This is a genomic window from Butyrivibrio sp. YAB3001 (assembly GCF_900112195.1).
Lineage (GTDB): Bacteria > Bacillota > Clostridia > Lachnospirales > Lachnospiraceae > Butyrivibrio.
In genome coordinates this window covers 158,930-178,998 of sequence record NZ_FOKR01000005.1, presented here as the reverse complement: position 1 = coordinate 178,998, position 20,069 = coordinate 158,930, and the positions used below count along the sequence as shown (strand labels likewise).

Below are 20,069 nucleotides of genomic sequence, written 5' to 3'. Positions count from 1 at the left end.
TATGCCTGAAGAAATACTTAATGAGACCCTTGATGAGGATCAGAAGATAACAGATGAAGTCATACTAACGCTTAAACCATTGGCTTTTCGCACAATTTCGGACAATGACATTATCGATTTCATACATACACAGTGCCAGAAAGTATTAGAGATAGCGCAGCAAAAGAATGATTCGAAGGAAGTTGCCAGAGCTGTAAACCTTGATACTTTCGAGGTGTTACTTCCGGTATTTGATGAAGCACACAAGGTTGGAATAGATTTTCTTGTCAATCAGATGAGAGGAACAGACTATGCATTTCTCGTTATGCACAATCATCCAAGTAGCTCTCCATTTTCAGGAACAGATATAAAAGCATTTGTAGATGCAGTTTATATGTCTATCCTTATTGTTCTTGGAAATAATGGGTCGATATACATATTAGAAAAGACCCGCGATCTTTTACCAAATGAGATTATATCAGCAAGAAAAACATTACTTGATTGGAAAAAGAATTACATTGACTATGATACGGTAATTAGGCAGATTAGTGCTTTTGGAATCGTCTACAGCGAAATATAAAGGAGGTTCGTTATGGTAAATATAGTTGAAAAACCCAAACCTACAAGTACATACAATTCTCCTCTAAAGATATCAGATGAGCTTAGACAGTTCACAGAACGCAGAGAACAACGCGCCAAGGAGCTTGGCATAGAATCATATGTCCTGGGTGCTGATGCTCAAAGCGATGATGAATTTCAGAAGCTGGAAGATTATATCATGGAGAATTTTATTGATCTTGATTTAGATGTCCCTGAGGACATCAAGAAAAAATATCTGGAAATGAAGAAGGCCAGAGAAGAATCTCAAAACAAGTAATAAAAAAGAAGGTGTACTCTTGTGCATCTTCTTTTTCTAATCACTCAAAACTTGATTTCAATCAAGAGGTGTGTGTATAAGTGTGTGTATAGCCGGGGCAGACAGCTGGAAACCCGCATGTTTCCTTTCTTTTTTCTTTGATAAAATATTTCGAGCCCCGTCTATCGCTCTTTTTATTACAAAACCTCAGATTAAATCTGGGGTTTTTTGTTGGATAGAAATAGATTTATCCAATAAAAAACGCTACGCTATGGATGTGTTAAAATATAAGAAAGTAGTCTTTGAAGAGGTCTTTTGCATTTTGCTTAAGGGTGAATGTGAGAGATTAGGGTGTTATTATAAAAGTGGAGATAATATGAGCAAAAAAGAAATGAAAAAATCAGATGCAATCGCAGTTTTGAAAAAAGGTGAAGGTCGTGAATTTAAAGTAGGCGGTGCCTGGATATATGATAACGAAATAGCTAAAGTGCAGGGAGCATTCGAAAATGGCGATATCATAGAAGTTCATGATTTTGATGATTATTTTCTTGGATATGGATTTATCAATGAGAATTCCAAGATAAGAATCCGCATGATGTCCAGAAAAAAGGGAACTGAGATAAACGAGGAGTTTATTGAATTAAGAGTCAGAAATGCCTGGGAATACAGGAAGGCAGTAATGGCAAGTTATATCGATGAATACCTCTCATTTGAGAAAGAAGATGCATATAAAAAACTGTCCTGCAGACTAATTTTTGGTGAAGCAGATTTTATGCCGGGAATAACGATTGATAAGTTTTCAGATGTGCTGGTAATTGAGTCACTTGCTTTGGGAACAGATCGCATCAAGTTAGAAATAATTAATGCATGCAAAAAAGTTTTGCTTGAAGATGGTGTTACTATTCGCGGAGTCTATGAAAGAAGCGATGCAAAGGTCAGAGAGCTTGAAGGGCTTGAGAGAACTAAAGGTTTCATCGGTTCTGAGTTCGATACAAAAGTAGAGATTGAGGAAAACGGAATAAAGTATTATGTCGATGTTGAGAATGGACAGAAGACCGGATTTTTCCTTGATCAGAAGTTTAACAGGCAGTCTATCAGAGGATTATGCAAAGGAAAGAAAGTTTTAGACTGTTTTACACATACAGGTTCGTTTGCACTTAATGCTGCAGCGGGCGGGGCTTCATCTGTACTTGGCGTGGATGCTTCTGATCTGGGATGCAGACAGGCTGAGGAGAATGCAGCATTAAATGGATTTGAGAATATCGCAAAATTCGAGTGTGCTGACGTTTTTGAATTACTGCCGGATCTGGCAAAAAAAGGTGAACAGTTTGATGTGGTTATTCTTGATCCTCCTGCTTTTACCAAATCCAGAGCTTCAATTAAAAAGGCTGTGACAGGGTATAAAGAAATCAATATGAGAGGAATGAAACTGGTTAAGAATGGTGGTTATCTTGCAACCTGTTCATGTTCACATTTTATGGATGAAGAGTTGTTTCTTAAGACTATAAAAGAGGCTGCAAGAGATGCACATAAGCGTTTAAAACAGGTGGAGTTCAGACAGCAGGCGGCAGACCATCCGATTCTGTGGGGAGGAGCTGCATCATATTATTTGAAGTTCGTGATCTTCCAGGTTGTGGATGAAATGTAAGGCCCTGAAATGTTCACGAAAGCTGATGTTTTCAGGTGATATGGCTGATGAGCAATAAAATAAAAGTATCGTAACTTATCGCAAAATACCATAATTTTTTATAAAAATGGTGTAGTAAATGGTGTAGTAGAAACTCTTGAAAGATTGGAGACCGAGTGGGAGCTGGCAACTTGATTGTGGGCGATGTGATATTTTATAATACTTATAAGAGAATAATCCGATATATATTTTGGAGAAATTTTGTAGAAAGGAGAGGCTCTTTATGCTTAGGGACGAAATACTTCGTACTATCCCAGAGATCAAGAAGAGAATAGCCGGGAATGACGTTAATGATATTCCGATCAGCAGTCTTAAGTTTGGTATTGCCGGATCTATTGCGTTGGGAAAAGAAAAAAAGAATAGCGATATCGATCTTGTAATAGATTCTGATGGCTTTTCACTTGATGCGATAGACTTCATAAAGAGCTATCTTCATGATCTGTTTAAAAGAAAAGTGGACATATTATTCCTTCCACTCCTCAGAAAAGAGGATATCGAGCTTGATAATATTGCAAAAGAGTTTGATTTGGGAATAAATGAGGATTCCGTATATAAAACTGTGAACCGGGAGGTAATTTGGTTTGAGTAGTGCTTCATATAGCAGAGATGTGGCATTACTGCTCAGCATAATGAAGAATCAGAAGAAGATAAAAGATGTAGTGAGTCGCTTCGATGTTTCTTTTGAGCAGAAAGCAAAGAATTTCATTTGTAATGATGAAATGGCTTTTGATCTGTGTGCTATGTATATGGCTCAGATCGGTGAGGAGGTTAAGCACCTTACAACAGAGAGCAAGAATGAGCTTAGTAAAACGCTAGATACAAGTGTTTTATATCAGTTCAGGAACATGATTGACCATACCTATGAAAAGGTAAATAAGATTATGCTATCAGCGTATATCGAGAAGGCTGTTCGCGCTGAAACTGTGAAGGCAGTGCGAGATAGGGTTGAGTATTGTAAAGAACATAAGAGAAGTACGTAAATACTAAAAAAGCGATCCCGGAGCGTGTGTGAGAATCGGGATCGCTTTTATTTTTCATTCTCCATTTTTTTGATTGCCTGACGTATAAGATAGATGATCTCTCCGTTAATGGATCGTCCCTCGTACTCGGCAAGATCTTTTAATTTGGTATGTGTTTCCGAATCTATGCGTAAACCTATGTGTTTATCCTTTTCTTTATTCATAAGTCAAATTCTCCATACTTTAAAAACATGATATAAGTACATTTTAAGTATTGAATGATGCTATAATTGCATTATGTACTTAAAATAAGTACACATTATTTCAATGATGTTCAGATTGCCTACTTTTATATTAAACAGGATATAAAGGAGGGCATTCCATGGCAAAGTATGGATATGTGAGAGTTTCCACAAAGGAACAGAAAACTGACAGACAGATGGAAGCGATGCTGGAATATGGTGTGAATGTAAAGAATATCTTTACAGACAAACTTTCTGGTAAAGACTTTAACCGACCAAGTTACAAGAAGTTGGTGAAAAAGCTTAAAAAGGGTGATCTTCTGGTTATAAAAAGCATTGACAGACTTGGACGAGACTACAAGGAAATTCTTGAGGAATGGCGAAAGATAGTCAGAACCAAAGGTGTGGATATAGAGGTTATTGATCTTCCGCTTTTGAATACTACTCAAGAGATTGATGGTATTGCAGGAGTATTGATAGCAGATATTTTGCTTAGACTTCTGGCCTATGTATCTCAGACCGAGCGAGACTTCATTAAACAGCGACAGGCTGAAGGGATAGCCATAGCAATTGCTAAAGGAATCCATTTTGGAAGAGAAAAAATTGAGCCTACAACTGATTTTGATATATGGTTTGATAAGTGGATTTCCGGAGAAGTATCGTCCAGAGTTGCGGCTGAAAAAGCTGGAATGAAGCATACTACTTTCTATCGTAGGTGCAAAGAAAAACAAAACGGGATAATTATTCAAAAATCTTGTTCCGAAAAGTAGGCAATCTGAAACATCTAAAAATGCCGTTCTGGCAATTATAAAATTCCATAAACTCTACTTGAATTCATTTTAATAATACTGTTTCAAAATGTCTAATTTTTGAAACGCAATATAATGATGCGAAAAAGCAGGTAACCTAGCAAACAAGCTATATCTTTAAACATTAGTTATAAGTGATAATAGAGTACAGGTGAGAAGAATGGAATTAAGCGGATATCCTTCAATTGATAAGCCATGGTTAAAATATTATAGTTCCGAAGCGATAAATACAATTTTACCAAAATGTAAAATATATGATGATATTTGGAATAATAATAAAAACAACTTAGATGATGTGGCAATTAACTATTTTGATAGTCATATTTCCTATGGAGAAATGTTTTCAAATATAGAAGGTGCTGCAAAATCATTTAGTAATATGGGAGTGCGCAAAGGAGATATCGTCGCAGTTGTATCCGTAACACTTCCTGAGATAATATATACGTTCTATGGCCTTAATCGTATTGGGGCAATTTCCAATATGATTGATCCAAGAACCAGCATAGAGGGGATTAGGAATTACATAGAAGAAGTATCTGCAAAGGTAGTGGTTGTCATAGACTTGGCATACAGCAGAGTAGCACAGGCTGTGGTCGGGACAACTATTGAAAACATAATTGTAGTTTCTCCTTCTGACTCATTACCATTTATAAAAAGACATCTATATCTTATGGGAAATAAGGTTAGTATTGCTACTGGATGTTTCACATGGAGAGAGTTTATAGCTTCAGGCAAGGAAACAAATCTTACAGACACTGATTATATAGAAAACGAGTGTTGCGTTATAGTGCATACCGGAGGGACAACCGGTATGCCAAAAGGGGTAATGCTTTCAAATGAAAATATCAATGCTGGTGCTAAGCAGTGTGATCTAAGCGGTTTTTGTCTTAATAGAGGAGACAGATGGCTTGGCATTATGCCTCCTTTTATAGCCTATGGAATATGTAATAGCCTCCATTTGCCATTGAGCATTGGTATGGAACTAATAATTATACCTAAATTTGATCCCAATACTTATGACAAATTGCTGATAAAGTATAAACCGACACATATTGTAGGCGTACCATCTCATTATCAGAAAGTGGTAGATAGCAAAAAGGTTAAGAATTTGGATATGTCTTTTATTTTATCTCCTGTAGTTGGTGGTGATGGGATAAAAGAAGAGCATGAAAAAGGAATCAGTTCATTCTTATTGAGTCATGGTTGTGGTACAAATTTAATTAAAGGCTACGGAATGACCGAAATATGTGCAGCAGCAGCGGCATCTGCTCAAATGACATATAATAAAACAGGCAGTGTAGGAATCCCATTCACTCACACGACAATATCTGTTTTTGATAAGGAAACGGGAAAAGAGTTAACCTATAATCAAGAAGGCGAAGTATGCATGAAAGGTCCTCATGTTATGCTTGGCTATTATAATAATGATGTAGCGACGAAAGAAGTGTTGAAAAAACATGAGGATGGAAGTATATGGCTTCATTCTGGAGACCTTGGCTACATTGATGAAGATGGATGTCTTTTTATCAAGGGGAGGCTGAAACGGATGATAATTAGGCATGATGGATTTAAGGTGTTCCCTACACAGATTGAAAATGTACTTGAGGAACATGAAGCGGTCAAGGATTGTTGTGTTGTAGGTCATAGCGATACTGTTCATTCGGAAGGATGCTTACCAGTAGCTTTTATTGTACTTGAAAATGGCGTAAAAGAGTCGGATGGGCTAACTGATGAATTACGAAGCATATGCGAAAGGGAGTTACCCGAATATGCACTTCCAGTGGAGTATAACTATATTCCCAGCTTACCATTAACTTCTATTGGGAAAATAGACTATAGAGTATTGGAGAAGAAGGCTAATTAAATGGAACAATATGAACAGGATATAAAACTTTTTCAATGATAATTAATTAGGTTGATAGATTATGCGGCAGATTAGTTAAGAAACGCGAATCATAATGTGAAGGAGTCACTGTTGTGTTCAAAGTTTTAGGATCCTTTTTCTATATGCTATCTCTAAATCAAGAAGAATGTGAAAAATATTGCCGTGAGAAACGACTTGAGCGCTACAGGAAATATGGCGGTGTTGTCAGGAGGATTCCTTTTCATTCACTGATACATCGCATTCTAATGCCACTTTTGTGGTGTAATCAGTTTTTTTCAGGAAAAAAGCTGACAATCGTTCATGATAGAAGAAAGAAAGACAGGCGCCCCATCATTTTTTGTCCAACGCATATAGGTGGTGTTGACATAGAGATGTCTTTTTTATCAATACATGAGCCTTGCTGGTTGGTTCTTGGTGACCCAAGAGAGTTATATCGCAGCTTAGATGGATTCTTACTTCAAGCAAATGGCGTAATTCTGATGGATGTTTCCTTTAAAGAGGACAGAATTGCAGCGAAAGCGCAAATGTTAGATTTGCTTAAGAAGGGAGGAAATCTGCTCATTTTTCCGGAAGGAGTACAAAACATCAGTCCCAACGCCTTGGTAAATCCATTATTTCCTGGAGCAGTTGAGATTGCTATAGAGTGTGGTGCAGATATTGTTCCGATAGCATTGTGTAGATCAGGCAATAGATACTATGCGAACATCGGTGAAAATATCAATTATGATAGCTGTGACCTTGCAGATAGATATAAGCTTACCGAGGAGCTTAGGGACAAAATAGCCACATTGAAATGGGAGATAATTGAGTCTATTCCGGGCATCAAAAGATGTGATGTATCCGACGCAGCATATAGTGAATTCTTGCATGAAGTGTTTTCACTTGGTACATCATATACATGGACAGTAGATGATATCAGGTCAGGAATGTTTCGTCCAAAAGGAGTGACAGATTCCGAGGAAGTATTCGCTTTTATGGACAAAATTGTTCCATGCTTACGAAATGCTTTTTTGTATGGTGAAGCAAAAAAACAATAAACATGATATTATTTGTGTTTCTTTTTGTTCTTTCTTGAATTCATGACCTGCTTATAGTTCTTAGATCTGGCAAAGATTCCCTGAAGGGTTTCAAGTTCCAAAGGCGAAAGATTCTTAGGGTTCATGCCAAGCTCTCTGCAGAACTGGAAGGTAAGAATGCTCATGAAATCATCTTTATGCTTTTTAACGTTATCAAATAATTCATTAACTCTATCGGCCACGGTTGTATCCGTGGCTGTTTCTTTATCACTTACATGGGCGGTACGGATATCTTTTACAATAGGCTCTAGGTCAAGCTGGAGCTTATTAAGGAAGTAACGCTCCTCTTCAATGGTGCAGGCATCTAGAACAAGAAGCCCTGCATCGTCAGCAGATTGATTGAATTCTCCCATGATCCGTTTTCTTAATACATCAGCGTAGGCATTTACAGATTGGACAGATTGGGAAGCAACTCCGTCTACGAAAATCTCAGTATCCGCCATGAGCTTTTTGAAAGACGGATGACAGATGATTTCTCCAAGAAGCCTATTGTTGATAGTACCACTTTTCAGTACATCAAGAACAGAATCGCTGAGATTTAGTTCAGTGATATCTCTATTTGTATTTTCCCTAACCTCTGATTTATCAAAAAGGTAATCAAGACTTACATTATAAAAATCTGCAAGGGCAACCAGAACATAATGAGGTATGCCTTTGTTTTCGTCTGTCTCATATTCTCCAAGGGCTGAACTTGAAATGCCGGTCTTGGCTTCAAGCTCCTTTAAGGTAAGTCCTTTCTCTGTCCTTAAATCTTTTAATCTCTCTTGTAAAGTTATATGCGATTTCAAATTAATTTCCTCCGCTGATAATGACAAAAGAAAGTATATCATCAATAGCTCTTTTCATAAACGGTCCGTTTCCGTAATCTCGGAAAAACGATTCCTGAAAGAAAAAATCCTACATAAGGGATATACGGGATGAGCTTCTCCATTTTGGGACAATCAGAAATGTAAAAACTACATGATCGTTCCAAATGAATACTATTTCAGGGAAGCTAAGCGATGATACCGGAAGGCGGAGCGAGCCAAGGATAGAAAAACGACAAAGCCCAAAACAGTCTATATGGCTAACGGAACCAGAGGATACTTGTCAGGAAATCAGGAGGGGAGACGGCACTTAAGAAATGTTTTTTTATGATGAGCAAATGAATGGTCACCAGTTTCGATGAAGAGCTGGTGACTTTTGATTTGCCCATCATGAACAAAATCCATGCGCAGGATTTTGTTCCGTAGCTTTTACAAACTTTGCTGACGGGCAAACAGCAGAGTTTGTGAAAGCGTGACGCTGTGAATAGCAGCGTCTTCAGAAAATGCGAGCGCAGCATTTTCTGAACAAGGGGTCAAGGGGGCTAAGCCCTTTTGTCAGGTCCAGGGTGAAACCTTGGCCCAGGGAGGTGTGTTGAGTATCGACACACCGTACTGGGTATTACTTGTCGGCTCTGGATGGTGGCAGGTGGGCTGGGGGTTCCCTCGGCTGACAAGGCTTTTTAAAAAACAAACAACTAATGGAGGTAAGAAATTATGATGCGTGCTACAAGGCACAATGGAAGATCAGGAGCACACGGGACTTATAATCCGAAGCACAATGACCGCGAATTTGATCTTGATAATGCTGTTGACATCAACAGTGAGATGACGCCCAACAACATTTACTGGAACTGCTATCAGGGATTCACTTTCCATAAAGATAGACCGGATGACTGGATGTCTTTTAAGGATGTGGAGCTTCTCTTTTACAAGCAGCAGTTCACGGGATGGCTTGATGCACAGAATGAAAGACACAGAAAGGAAGGCCACAAGAAAAGGATCAAGACTATGGAAGAAGTAGTTACTAATAAAAAGTGGTGTCCTGAAGAAACAATCTATCAGATCGGGAACATCGATGGTACGGTCGACTACAAGGAACTTGCGATGGTAGTTGCCGAGACCATGCAGGAAATTGACAAAAGGTTTGGAGAGTACTGCAGGACCATGGACTGGGGGCTTCATATTGATGAGAAGACTCCTCACATCCATGAGCGCCATGTGTTCTTTGCTCCTGATGAGTATGGATTTGATATGCCCCAGCAGGAAGAAGCCTGCAGGAGGATGGGGCTTGAACTTCCTGATAAGGGGAGCGAACCGGGAAGGTATAACAACAGGAAGATGACTTTTGATAAGGAGTGCAGAGCCATCTTTCTGGAGAAATGCAAAGAGCATGGGATCGATCTTGAGGTAGAACCTATCTATGGCGGGAAGAAATATCAGGAAAAGCAGGAGTTCATCACAAGCCAGATCAATATGAAAAATCAGAATGTTCAGATTGAGAATGGACAGCTCCTTATTGATAACAGCATTCTGATTGAAGAAAGAAATGACCTCAAAAAAGAAATCAAGGAGTTGGATGATGAAAAACTTCAGAAAGAGTTACAGCTTGAAGAAGTGGATGTCTTTATAAATGATGTCACAGAGATTGCCTATGATAAGGCATGTGAAACCATCATTGATGAGATTGCTGAGAATATTAGAAAAGAAGAGACAAAGGAGATCACTAAGTTAAAAGCTGAGATTACTGAGTCAGATAATCTCATCACAAAGGCTCTTGGAAGGTTTGCTGTAGAGCAACTGGATAAGCTGCAGAAAAGGCTATCGGGAATCAAGACAAGAGTTGTGGAATCTCTGAAAAGATCTTTTACTTCAACTACTAAGAAAGAACACCTTCTAAATAAAATAGCTGAAGCAGCAAGACCAAGTCTTATTGAAATCCTTAATAAGAAAAAAGAAGAGATTGCCAAAGAAAAAGCAAAGGAACTGGATGTGCCTTCAAGGAAAAGAAAGCATGAACAGTGCCTGTGAGGGAGGTAAAGACGTGAGTGTATTTGATGAGGTCAAAGAAATGGTTACAGCGGTGGATGCTTTTAAGCATTATGGTATTGACGTTGGCAGCAAAGGGATGTGTTGCTGTCCTTTCCACAATGATAAACACCCAAGCATGAAGGTGGATAAGCGCTATCATTGCTTCGTATGTGGAGCGGATGGGGATGTGATAGATTTTGTTTCAAACCACTTTGGACTGTCGGCAATCGATTCAGTAAAAAAGCTGAATGAGGATTTTTATCTGAGATTAGAGATTGGAGCTAATCATAGAACTTTCAAATCTGAAGAACAGATTCGTCAGGGAAAAGAACTTACTGTCAGACGCGAGGTCGTAAGAGCGTTTGATATCGTAAGGAGGGATGCCATCAATACTCTTTCAAAGTATCACAGGCTTTTGTGGAACTGGAAAAAAGAATATGAACCAAAGGACGAAGGGGATGCCGACTGGCATCCTTTTTTCGTGGAGGCACTGGATAAGCTGGATTTTGTAAATGAAATTCTTGATGCTCTGTTATTTGGAGAACGAACTGAACAGATTGAAATATTGGAAACTTATGGAGAGGAGATAAAACGTATTGGGGAACGAATTAAAAGCTTTAACTGATGAAGAAATGGAAAGAATGGCCACTGTGCTTTTTGCTTCTGGATTCATGGAGCGCATGGCTAAGAAAATTGCTACAGATGAAGGTACAAATAATGAGGCTGATAATGATGAGATTTCAGAAAGGCGCAGGCAGGTGAAACAGCTTCTTGAAACAGATCCTAAAGGGATCCCACTTCAGACAAATAACAACTGTAAAACAGCACTACGGGAAGATCCGGTGCTTAAGGATGCAATAAGATTCAATGAGCTGAATGAAAGGGTGGACATCATAAAACCTGTGCCATGGAGAAGAAGCACTGCCGCCCTAACAGATGTTGATGTGGCAAATCTTATAACCTATCTTGAAGTTCATTACGGGTTGAAAGATGACAGGAAGATCGAAAGGGCTATAAAGACGGTTTCTTTTGATAATCCCTATCATCCAATAAAGCAGTACTGGGAGTCGCTTGTATGGGATGGAACCGAAAGAGTGCGTCATGCTCTACACCACTTCCTTGGTGCTGATGAGTCCGAACTCAATTATCAGGCACTCAAAATATTCATGCTTGGTGCAATATCGAGAGTGTATGATCCCGGACACAAGTTTGACTATATGATCTGTCTTGTAGGTGGTCAGGGAGCAGGCAAATCAACATTTCTGCGATTCCTTGCTATAGAGGACAGGTATTTCACTGATGACCTCAAGAACCTTGAAGGAGATGATGTCTTTGAAAAGCTTCAGGGGCACATGATAGTAGAAATGGCGGAGATGCTTGCTACAGTAAGAGCATCAAACGCTGAGGAGATCAAAGCTTTTATAACAAGACAGGTGGATGTATACCGCATAAGATATGACAAATTTGTATCTGAGCATCCAAGGAAGTGTGTATTTGCAGGAACATCTAATAAAAGACAGTTCCTTCCTCCGGATAAATCAGGTAACCGAAGGTTTATCCCTATTGAGTGCCATGCAGCATTTGCTGAGGTCCACATCCTTGATGATGAAGAAGAATCCAGGAAATATATCGAGCAGATGTGGGCTGAGATGATGGTGATATTCAGGTCAGGAGATTATTCTCTGACTCTTTCAAAAGAAATGCAGGAAGAACTGGAGCTCCTTCAGGAAGATTTTGTTCCGGAAGATCCCATGGAAACAGAGATACGTGATTTCCTTGATGCGACTAAAGAGAACTATGTATGTGTTCAGATGCTTTTCTATAAAGCACTGGGGCATAGCAGTCTTTTTGACAAACCCAAACAGGGTGAAGCAAGGTTGATAGCGAACATCATGGATAACATCCCGGGATGGAAACGAGTATCGAGTCATGACTTCTTTGACTATGGCAAGCAGCGTGGATGGGTCAGAGAAGGCGCTCCGCTGGAGGTCACAGATCCTGATGGCTTTATGCCGGTTCCTGAACAGATGGAGATTCCCTTCACCTGACAGGATAAACTGATAAACCGATAAACTGATAAAAATAAAAGTATTTTGTAACTGTAATAAGTGAAAATTTTTTAGAACCGGTTTATGGGAGTGAGTTTATCACCTTCCTGCCGGCTCTTTTCAATGGAGGGGAATAACAATATGGAAAAGAGATTATTGAATATTGAAGAGTTTTGCCAGTATATGGGAATTGGCAAGACTAAGGCAAGAGAATTGCTACGTGGTCGGAACGGATTTGGGGTACAGATTGGCAACAGATGGTACGCCGACAAGAACAAGTTGGACAAGTGGATTGACAGAAACACAGCGTAAAAATGAATTGAGACAAAGGGAGCCTACTGCTATACTTTATATAGTTGTAGGCTCCCATTTTGATCTCACGAAAGGAGATAGAATGGGAAAGTCATTAAATGGTAAAGAACTGGGTAAGGGTATTACCCAGAGAAAGGATGGTTTATATCAGGCTCGCTTTACAAATCGCTTTGGTAAAAGGCAGACGATATATGCTAATACAGTCACAGAGATAACAAAAAAGCTACGAGATGAGCAATACGAGGATGAGAAGCAGATCAACGTTGTAACCAGCACTATTACTCTTGACGAGTGGTACGATAAGTGGATTACTACCTGCAAGAAGCACTGCAGAGATACAACAATCAGAACTTACGGAGTTATTTACAACAGATTAAGAGCTGATCTTGGATGGAGAAAGCTAAATAAACTGAATCTTGTAATACTACAGGATGCATTTAACAAGCTTGAGACGGATAATATGCGCGATGATTGCAAGAGTGTTCTTATAGATATGCTCAATCGTGCGGTAGAAACAGACCTTCTCATGAAGAACGTGGCTTTTGGCATAAACACCACTATTGATAATGATGAGAAGGCAGAAAAGAGAATTCTTTCAGATGAAGAGATTTCACTTCTTCTAGACAGCACAGATGGAGACCAGATGCATAACTTCTTTGTTGTGGCGCTGGGGACAGGAATGAGAATGGGTGAAATACTCGGATTGAACTGGGATTGTGTTCATTTTGACACTGGCATGGTAGAGATAAACAAAACTCTATGCTATCTGCCTAATGGTGGAGTTGGTATTTATGAGTTTCATCCTCCAAAGACCAGGGCGGGGAAGAGAAGCATACCGATGACGTCTGCTGTTAAAGAGGCACTTCTTAAACAGAAGAAATGGAAAGAGCGTGTTGCAATCAGGCATAATCCTAGGCCCGGAATGGAAGATCTGGTTTTCTGCAGTAAGACCAACAATCCGATCAATGAAGCAAATATACGAGGATCCATACGCTATATTGTTGACAAAATCAATCGTGAGAATCCTGGCTTGAATTTTGCGCCGTTTACGCCACATGGACTTAGGCATACCTTTGCGACCAAAGCTATTGCAAGAGGAATGCAACCCAAGGTTCTTCAGAAGATTCTGGGTCACAATTCTCTTCAGATGACTATGGATCTTTACTGTCATGTCGAGGACGATACTCTCACTGAAGCAATGGCGCTCATGGAGAAAGTGGTGTAAAAGTGGTGTAGTAGCATAGAGGGCAGATAAAGAAAGCGAGTATTTAAGCTATATTGTGACTAAATATCTGAAATTCGTAATTTTCGAGGTTTCAGATGAGCTATGATTAAGCTTATAGGGATTTGAGTAGTTTTGTTGTTGCTTGCTATCGTAAGTAAGATAGCAGACTATTAGAAAAGTTTAAAATACTTAATTTTTCTCAATGCAACAAATCAATAATAGATATATAGAAAATTACAAGGTATAGAAATAGGCGATTGCCTACTTCTATACCTTTTTCTTTTTTCATGGATTTATAAGTAAAGCTCTTTGAGGGCATAGATAGGATTGTTCTCTGTATAATGTATTGACATTCAAATGATATTAGTGTATATATAACAGATATACAGTTGTTGTAAAATATGAATGAGAGGTTGAGAAACATAAATGAAGATTTCACAAAGCTCGGGAGTTCCTATTTATCAGCAGATTGCAGACAACTTTAGAACAGAAATCCTTGAGGGAAGGTATGAAGAGGGAATGTATCTTCCATCGATAAGGGGATTGGCTAAGGACTTGAAGATAAGCGTAATAACCACTATCAAGGCATATGAACAGCTTGAGAGTGAAGGACTTGTCACTGCTGTTCAGGGAAAAGGCTATTATGTCAATGCTCAGGATGGGGAAATGCTTAAGGAACAGCATAAGAGAAAAGTTGAAGGAGCACTGCTTGAAGCAATAAAATATGCCAAAATAGCTGGCATGAGCGAAGAGGAACTGATAGAAACACTGACAACATTGCAAAAATTCGCGGAGGAATGATATGGAAACAAGTTCAGTAATAACATGCAGGAATATAAAAAAGAAGTACAGAAATTTTGAATTGAACATCGAGAGTGTAGATTTTCCAAAGGGCTTTGCTTCGGCAATTATTGGGGAAAATGGAGCCGGTAAAACAACTCTTTTGGAGATAATAGCAGGACTGCAGCTTGATCATAAGGGTGATGTAACTTATTTTGAAAAGTATTCAGAAAAAGACCGTGAGAATACGCCTGATGTCAAGAATAGAATTGGGTACACAGGAACTGGGAATTATTTTTTGCCAAACTGGAATATGCAACAGGTAAGAGAAGTGCAGGAACTGCTTTTTGATGGATTTAACGGGGAAAAATATGATCACATGCTGCGAGATATGGCGGTAGTTAGCGGTAAAGCTTTTGAAAAAGATAAGAAAGTAAGCGCATTATCTGATGGAAACAGGACTAAGCTGATGCTGGCAGGCGTTCTTGCAAGGGATACGAAGCTCCTTCTTCTTGATGAACCCGCTTCTCCGCTTGATCCACTGATGAGAGATAAATTATGCTCAATGATCAGAGAATATCTGGCGGAAAAAGAGGGGGAGAGATCAGTTGTCTTTTCTACTCATAATGTAGCAGATATGGAGAATGTTACGGACTATATTGTGATAGTTGAGAACGGGGAAGCAGTAGAACAGGGATTTGTTGAAGATTTAAAAGAAAAATATCTTTATGTTAAGGGTGAGAAAAAAGATGAGGAAATAGCTAAAAAATACCTATTCGATATTACTACTAACAGTTTTGGATATGAAGGTCTTTGTTTAGCTGAAAACATAGAAAAATTGGCCGGGCTTGATATCGAAGTAGAAGCGCCGACTCTTATGCAGCTGACAGTTGGGATAATGAGAAATTATTCAAAGCTTGGGAAGATTAGCTAAGGCGGAGGTGGCAAATGCTTAAGAATTTAAGAGACACCTACAGATGCTTTTGTGGAAGATTATATAGTGCTGTGATATTGCTGGTGATGCCGGCTCTCATTATTATTTATCAAGTATTTACGGCTTCTGTAATGGGACCGGGAAATCTGATGTATATATGTATATATATCATTGCGCTTGGATGCATTGCTGATTATTTTGCATTTAATGGAATTACATCCAGACATTTTTCCTTTGGAATGCTAAGATGCTGCAATAGTGGAAGGAAGCTTGTAAAAGAGGGCATCATGATTGATCAGATAAGGCGCTTCTCCTATATTTGTTTTGTAATCTTTATTTCAATGGTAATAACGGTAAGGGTAAGCAGAGAGCAATTACCGCAAGGATATATCGCAGCCAGCATAGCAATGATTCTTTTTACATATTCTGCAAACACTATCGCGCTTATGGTACTGAGAAATATTGCGGCATTCCTTAATTATTCCATAATAACAGGGATTTTGACTGCGGTATTTGCGGCTATTGGGAGCATCTTTTTTTATAGTAGATATGAATCAGGCAAGGCTAATATCGTACTGTGGCTAATTATATTATTGTTATTATCGGTCTTATCTACATTGTGTATGTTAAAAGTAGTGCTAAATAATTTTGACAGAAGTTTTTATGGAGACAAAAGATGATAAACGAATTAAAAAAAGAACTTAAACTAATAAAATACAGTCCTAAGATGTTTGCACAATCAGGAACACTGGTGCTATTTATGGCAATGGGAATGTTTATGGAATTAAGATTTTTAGGAAGGAATATTACCGGAGGATTATATCTGGTGATTCTTTCGACTCTGATTGCTCAGATGGTATATCCAATGAATTATTCCGGCCTATTTCAATCATCACCATATAAGAAAATAGCTCAGACCAGATGGCCGCTTATGATAACAGCTCCATTATCTTTGATCACATATACAATTCTGGTTCTTTTACATATAGTTCTTATTAAAGTTGGAGTAGACGGTATTACATATGAGGAAAACTATGCTACTCAGAGCAGGTATATATTTATTCTTGGACTAATAACATTTTTAGTTTTTGCTTATTTAGGAATCTGCTATAAATACTTTATTCAAGGGTTGCTTGCATTTATGATTGTAGGAATACCTATTCTACGCTTTTCTATAAATGAAAGTCATTTTTTATATAGATTTGGATCAGAGAGCTTGTTAAGATCAGTTGTTTTAGGATATGTACTTATATTCCTTGGCTGGGGTGCATTTGTGATATTGTCCAAGGTTTTTTATAAGAAAGCATTATCAACACTGGCATTTAGGGGAATTGTCAGTATGTCAAAAAACTAATTGTGCACAAACAAATTAAGTGCTAGAATTTAGGGAATGGTAATCTAGATTGGAGGGAAATTATGACAGATTATAATATGCTCGCAAAGCAAATGGAAGCATTGGCGGAAACTGAACCATGTTTTGTTCCTGTGTTGTCAAATGCTTCAGCACTTATATTTGATAGTGTAGAGGATTTGAACTGGGCAGGCTTTTACCTGATGGATAAAGGCTCACTGATGTTAGGACCATTCCAGGGAAAAGTGGCATGTATCAGAATTCCTTTGGGAAAAGGGGTTTGCGGTACAGCAGCCAAAGAAGACAGGACAGTTTTGGTTGCAAATGTTCACGAATTTAAGGGACATATTGCCTGTGATGCTGATTCCAATTCAGAGATAGTCATTCCAATCCATTATGAAGGAAAAGTGGTGGCAGTGCTTGATATTGACAGTCCAAGTCTGGATAGATTTAAATTCGAGGATCAGGCAGGTCTTGAAAAGTTTGTAAAGACTATTGAGAGAACAGCTGATTTTTCCGGACTTGAGAAATATAAGACAGAATCCTTAGATATCTGATAAGGCGTTTCATGTAATAATGAATGAGTAAGCAAATCATAGCAAACGATACTAATTATAAATGCGTTTGCTATGATTTTTTTATTGAGAGGAAATTCCTATTTAACAAAAAAACGCTCCGCTATGGATGTGAGAAAAATAGTAATCTGAAATTTATTAGGATTGTCTTTGAACAATCTTCATATTCTCAAATGAAACATTCTCGCAGAATTCTGTGTGAATATCTTCGAAACCATCAGCAGGTTCTTCCATTTCAATATCTTTAAATTCAATATTTTTTATCTCATATCCGTGAACATCAAAACCGCATAGCAAAATTGAGGGGCAGTTATGCCACTCATTTTTGCCTGCGTTATTATCAAGGAATCGTCCAAGCAGATGCATTCTCTCAAAACGACAATCTGAAAGGACAGGTGGAGTTGGAGCGCCTTCTCCATCATCGTTGTATCCTACAGAGTGCATCATTACGTGAGAAGCGGTAATGTCTCGCACAAGGACATTTTTTACATAGCCGCCTCTTTTCCTGGTGGCTTTTATTTCTATACCTGACCAGGTGGGTCCCATGTCGCAGTTCCAAAGTCTTACATCGTCCACTCCACCGGACATTTCACTTCCAATGCAGAGACCATGACCAAAGTGGCATACCGAATCAAATACGCGGATATGTCTGGTGGGTCTGTTTATTATATTTCCTTCAGGATTTTTTCCTGACTTGATGGCAACAGAGTCATCCTCAGTATAAAAATCGCAGGCATATAAAGTGGAGTTCGTGGAGGAATCCGGATCCCATCCATCGCCATTCCATACTCCTTGTGATTTAATGGTGCAATGGTCTGTGACAATCTGATCGGAGTAAACAAAATGAATATTCCAGGATGGAGAAAAACCAAGTGTTAATCCGTGTATCCAAACATTTTGGCAATTGTTCATTCCGATAAGGCGACCGCGAAATCTGCTGGCAATGGTTTCCGGCTTTTCGTATTCTTTGATTCTATCCCCCAGAGCATTGATATATTCTTTCAGGCGTTCACCCTCAATTTTGGCAATCGCCTTTGCAAGAGAACTACCGCCGCCGAAAATTGCTCCTTTCCCGTGGATAATAACGTTTTGGCAGTTGTACCCACTGTTATGATCCATGTTTCCAAGGTTAAGTAGACTTCTGTAACATTCCATTTCATGGCCTTCAAAGCGGCTTGGAATTTTCGGGAGATAGTCCATGGGATTATCTGTGCCCTGCAAAGTGGCGCCTTCATCAAGATATATTTCGGTGTCAGAGTGAACGTTCAGCGCTCCGGTCAAAAAAGTTCCTGAAGGAATGAACACATAAGAGTTTTTGTCGCAATCATCAAGTGCCTGCTGAATCTGTTCAGTGTTAAGTTTTTTGCCGTCGCCTTTGCAAAAATAGGGTGATTTAGTTATATCAATTTTTTTCTTTTCATGAGCAGTATGAATTGTGAGTTTTCCAATAGATTTATCGGAGTTTTCACCGGAATATAGAATAAAAACTTCAATTTCGTAAGATTGATCAGAAGAAAGATCTGTTATTGAAGCATGTGTCTTAGATGTTTCAATGTGAAATTTACCATCAACATAAACCTGATAAAGACAATCAGATGTGGCGGTGGTCGGTAAATCCCAGAAAATTTCAGCGCTATTTTGGGTTGTTCTGTAGTCTAATAGAAAATCTAACGATTCCATAGGTTAATTCCTTTATATTTTATCGAAAAAATGTAACATCTTTTGACTGAAATGGTTATAATGAGATTATACAAGATATTGTCGCTACAGGGGAGACAATAAATAAAATATTGAATGCAAAAAGCATTCGAAAGTCAGGAGGCGTGGTATGAAGAAATATTTAGCAGAAGGTATTGGAACAGCAGTATTAGTAGTGCTTGGTTGTGGAACAGCTATGCTTGTTGGGTGTGATGCATCCAGCGGGGCGGGATATCTTTTAACTGCACTCGCATTTGGACTTACAATTGTAGCAATGGCATATTCAATCGGTAACATATCAGGATGTCACATCAATCCGGCTGTTTCACTTGGAGTTCTTATGACAGGCGGGATGCAGGTAAGTGAGTTCATAGGGTATGTTATTTCACAGTGCATCGGAGCTTTTGCCGGCGCAGGCATTTTGGCACTTGTTTTCGGACTTGGTCAGGTGGAAGACAAGACCGGAGGTTTTGGATCAAACGGGCTTGCAGGAGTAAATGGAAATCCGATTGCAGGTCTTTTAGTAGAAATAATTCTTACATATATATTCGTAACAGCAATTCTTGGTGTTACTTCTAAGAAGACAAGCCATGGTTCATTTGGTGGACTTGTGATTGGTCTTACTCTCGTAGTTGTTCATATTTTGGGAATTGGACTTACAGGAACAAGCGTAAATCCTGCAAGAAGTTTTGGCCCTGCACTTGTAGCTGCGTTCTCCGGCAATATGGCGCCTCTTGCAGCATTATGGGTATTTATTGTTGGACCGCTTGTTGGAGCAGCTATTGCTGCATTAGTATATAAAGCACTTGAAGATTGAGG

General features: G+C 38.8%; 22 protein-coding genes. 19 read left to right on the top strand and 3 right to left on the bottom strand.

Going from position 1 to position 20,069, the window contains the following annotated elements; translation table 11 throughout:
* The first annotated feature begins 1 nt into the window (after position 1).
* The 5 genes from BM086_RS07700 to BM086_RS07680 all read left to right on the top strand — a co-directional run bounded on the left by BM086_RS07700 (position 2) and on the right by BM086_RS07680 (position 3,502).
* Positions 2 to 559 carry a hypothetical protein gene (locus BM086_RS07700; RefSeq protein WP_092325426.1) on the top strand — a complete coding sequence of 186 codons (558 nt, stop codon included), beginning with the start codon at positions 2 to 4 and terminating at the stop codon, positions 557 to 559.
* Positions 560 to 571: 12 nt separating this feature from the next.
* Positions 572 to 856, top strand: a complete 285-nt coding sequence (locus tag BM086_RS07695) for a hypothetical protein (protein ID WP_026664109.1) — start codon at positions 572 to 574, stop codon at positions 854 to 856.
* A gap of 355 nt (positions 857 to 1,211) precedes the next feature.
* Positions 1,212 to 2,483 carry a class I SAM-dependent rRNA methyltransferase gene (locus BM086_RS07690; RefSeq protein ID WP_092325425.1) on the top strand — a complete coding sequence of 424 codons (1,272 nt, stop codon included), beginning with the start codon at positions 1,212 to 1,214 and terminating at the stop codon, positions 2,481 to 2,483.
* A 262-nt stretch (positions 2,484 to 2,745) separates the two neighbouring features.
* Positions 2,746 to 3,111 (top strand): nucleotidyltransferase domain-containing protein, encoded by a 366-nt coding sequence (locus tag BM086_RS07685; RefSeq protein WP_074891814.1) that lies wholly within the window; start codon positions 2,746 to 2,748, stop codon positions 3,109 to 3,111.
* The gene (locus BM086_RS07680) at positions 3,104 to 3,502 is read left to right on the top strand and encodes a hypothetical protein (RefSeq protein ID WP_092325424.1); all 399 of its coding nucleotides are present in this window, start codon (positions 3,104 to 3,106) and stop codon (positions 3,500 to 3,502) included. Before BM086_RS07685 ends, BM086_RS07680 begins: the two co-directional genes overlap by 8 nt.
* 47 nt (positions 3,503 to 3,549) lie before the next feature.
* Here the strand turns inward: BM086_RS07680 and BM086_RS07675 are convergent, their stop codons facing one another.
* Complete coding sequence (locus tag BM086_RS07675; RefSeq protein ID WP_074891810.1) at positions 3,550 to 3,705, bottom strand: Arc family DNA-binding protein; 156 nt, start codon at positions 3,703 to 3,705, stop codon at positions 3,550 to 3,552.
* Between the two features lie 158 nt (positions 3,706 to 3,863).
* Between BM086_RS07675 and BM086_RS07670 the strand changes: the two genes are divergently transcribed.
* The 3 genes from BM086_RS07670 (at position 3,864) to BM086_RS07660 (ending at position 7,454) form a co-directional block, all read left to right on the top strand.
* The gene (locus BM086_RS07670) at positions 3,864 to 4,493 is read left to right on the top strand and encodes a recombinase family protein (RefSeq protein WP_074891808.1); all 630 of its coding nucleotides are present in this window, start codon (positions 3,864 to 3,866) and stop codon (positions 4,491 to 4,493) included.
* A 199-nt stretch (positions 4,494 to 4,692) separates the two neighbouring features.
* Positions 4,693 to 6,396, top strand: coding sequence for a class I adenylate-forming enzyme family protein (locus BM086_RS07665; protein WP_092325423.1), 1,704 nt, complete (start codon positions 4,693 to 4,695; stop codon positions 6,394 to 6,396).
* A gap of 113 nt (positions 6,397 to 6,509) precedes the next feature.
* Positions 6,510 to 7,454 carry a lysophospholipid acyltransferase family protein gene (locus tag BM086_RS07660; RefSeq protein ID WP_092325422.1) on the top strand — a complete coding sequence of 315 codons (945 nt, stop codon included), beginning with the start codon at positions 6,510 to 6,512 and terminating at the stop codon, positions 7,452 to 7,454.
* 8 nt (positions 7,455 to 7,462) lie between these two features.
* Here the strand turns inward: BM086_RS07660 and BM086_RS07655 are convergent, their stop codons facing one another.
* A complete protein-coding gene (locus tag BM086_RS07655; protein ID WP_175560155.1) occupies positions 7,463 to 8,281 on the bottom strand; it encodes a helix-turn-helix domain-containing protein in 819 nt (272 codons plus the stop codon).
* Positions 8,282 to 9,013: 732 nt separating this feature from the next.
* Between BM086_RS07655 and BM086_RS07650 the strand changes: the two genes are divergently transcribed.
* The 10 genes from BM086_RS07650 to BM086_RS07605 all read left to right on the top strand — a co-directional run bounded on the left by BM086_RS07650 (position 9,014) and on the right by BM086_RS07605 (position 17,534).
* Complete coding sequence (locus tag BM086_RS07650) at positions 9,014 to 10,327, top strand: hypothetical protein (RefSeq protein WP_092325420.1); 1,314 nt, start codon at positions 9,014 to 9,016, stop codon at positions 10,325 to 10,327.
* 13 nt (positions 10,328 to 10,340) lie between these two features.
* Positions 10,341 to 10,952, top strand: a complete 612-nt coding sequence (locus tag BM086_RS07645) for a CHC2 zinc finger domain-containing protein (protein ID WP_175560154.1) — start codon at positions 10,341 to 10,343, stop codon at positions 10,950 to 10,952.
* Positions 10,924 to 12,375 carry a virulence-associated E family protein gene (locus BM086_RS07640; RefSeq protein WP_242952147.1) on the top strand — a complete coding sequence of 484 codons (1,452 nt, stop codon included), beginning with the start codon at positions 10,924 to 10,926 and terminating at the stop codon, positions 12,373 to 12,375. Before BM086_RS07645 ends, BM086_RS07640 begins: the two co-directional genes overlap by 29 nt.
* A gap of 141 nt (positions 12,376 to 12,516) precedes the next feature.
* Entirely contained in the window at positions 12,517 to 12,687 is a 171-nt protein-coding gene (locus BM086_RS07635) for a helix-turn-helix domain-containing protein (RefSeq protein WP_092325418.1), read from the top strand.
* An 82-nt stretch (positions 12,688 to 12,769) separates the two neighbouring features.
* Entirely contained in the window at positions 12,770 to 13,912 is a 1,143-nt protein-coding gene (locus tag BM086_RS07630; protein WP_092325417.1) for a tyrosine-type recombinase/integrase, read from the top strand.
* 426 nt (positions 13,913 to 14,338) lie between these two features.
* Positions 14,339 to 14,713, top strand: coding sequence for a GntR family transcriptional regulator (locus BM086_RS07625; protein ID WP_092325416.1), 375 nt, complete (start codon positions 14,339 to 14,341; stop codon positions 14,711 to 14,713).
* A 1-nt stretch (position 14,714) separates the two neighbouring features.
* Positions 14,715 to 15,626, top strand: coding sequence for an ATP-binding cassette domain-containing protein (locus tag BM086_RS07620; protein WP_092325415.1), 912 nt, complete (start codon positions 14,715 to 14,717; stop codon positions 15,624 to 15,626).
* A gap of 14 nt (positions 15,627 to 15,640) precedes the next feature.
* The gene (locus tag BM086_RS07615; RefSeq protein WP_092325414.1) at positions 15,641 to 16,306 is read left to right on the top strand and encodes a hypothetical protein; all 666 of its coding nucleotides are present in this window, start codon (positions 15,641 to 15,643) and stop codon (positions 16,304 to 16,306) included.
* Positions 16,303 to 16,980 carry a hypothetical protein gene (locus BM086_RS07610; RefSeq protein ID WP_092325413.1) on the top strand — a complete coding sequence of 226 codons (678 nt, stop codon included), beginning with the start codon at positions 16,303 to 16,305 and terminating at the stop codon, positions 16,978 to 16,980. The genes BM086_RS07615 and BM086_RS07610 overlap by 4 nt, the downstream gene beginning before the upstream one ends.
* A gap of 62 nt (positions 16,981 to 17,042) precedes the next feature.
* Complete coding sequence (locus BM086_RS07605; protein WP_092325412.1) at positions 17,043 to 17,534, top strand: GAF domain-containing protein; 492 nt, start codon at positions 17,043 to 17,045, stop codon at positions 17,532 to 17,534.
* Positions 17,535 to 17,690: 156 nt separating this feature from the next.
* Here BM086_RS07605 and BM086_RS07600 read toward each other — a convergent pair whose 3' ends face one another.
* Positions 17,691 to 19,232 (bottom strand): glycoside hydrolase family 28 protein, encoded by a 1,542-nt coding sequence (locus BM086_RS07600; protein WP_092325411.1) that lies wholly within the window; start codon positions 19,230 to 19,232, stop codon positions 17,691 to 17,693.
* A gap of 148 nt (positions 19,233 to 19,380) precedes the next feature.
* Here BM086_RS07600 and BM086_RS07595 point away from each other — a divergent pair, with 148 nt between their 5' ends.
* A complete protein-coding gene (locus BM086_RS07595) occupies positions 19,381 to 20,067 on the top strand; it encodes an MIP/aquaporin family protein (protein ID WP_092325410.1) in 687 nt (228 codons plus the stop codon).
* The last annotated feature ends 2 nt before the right edge of the window (positions 20,068 to 20,069 follow it).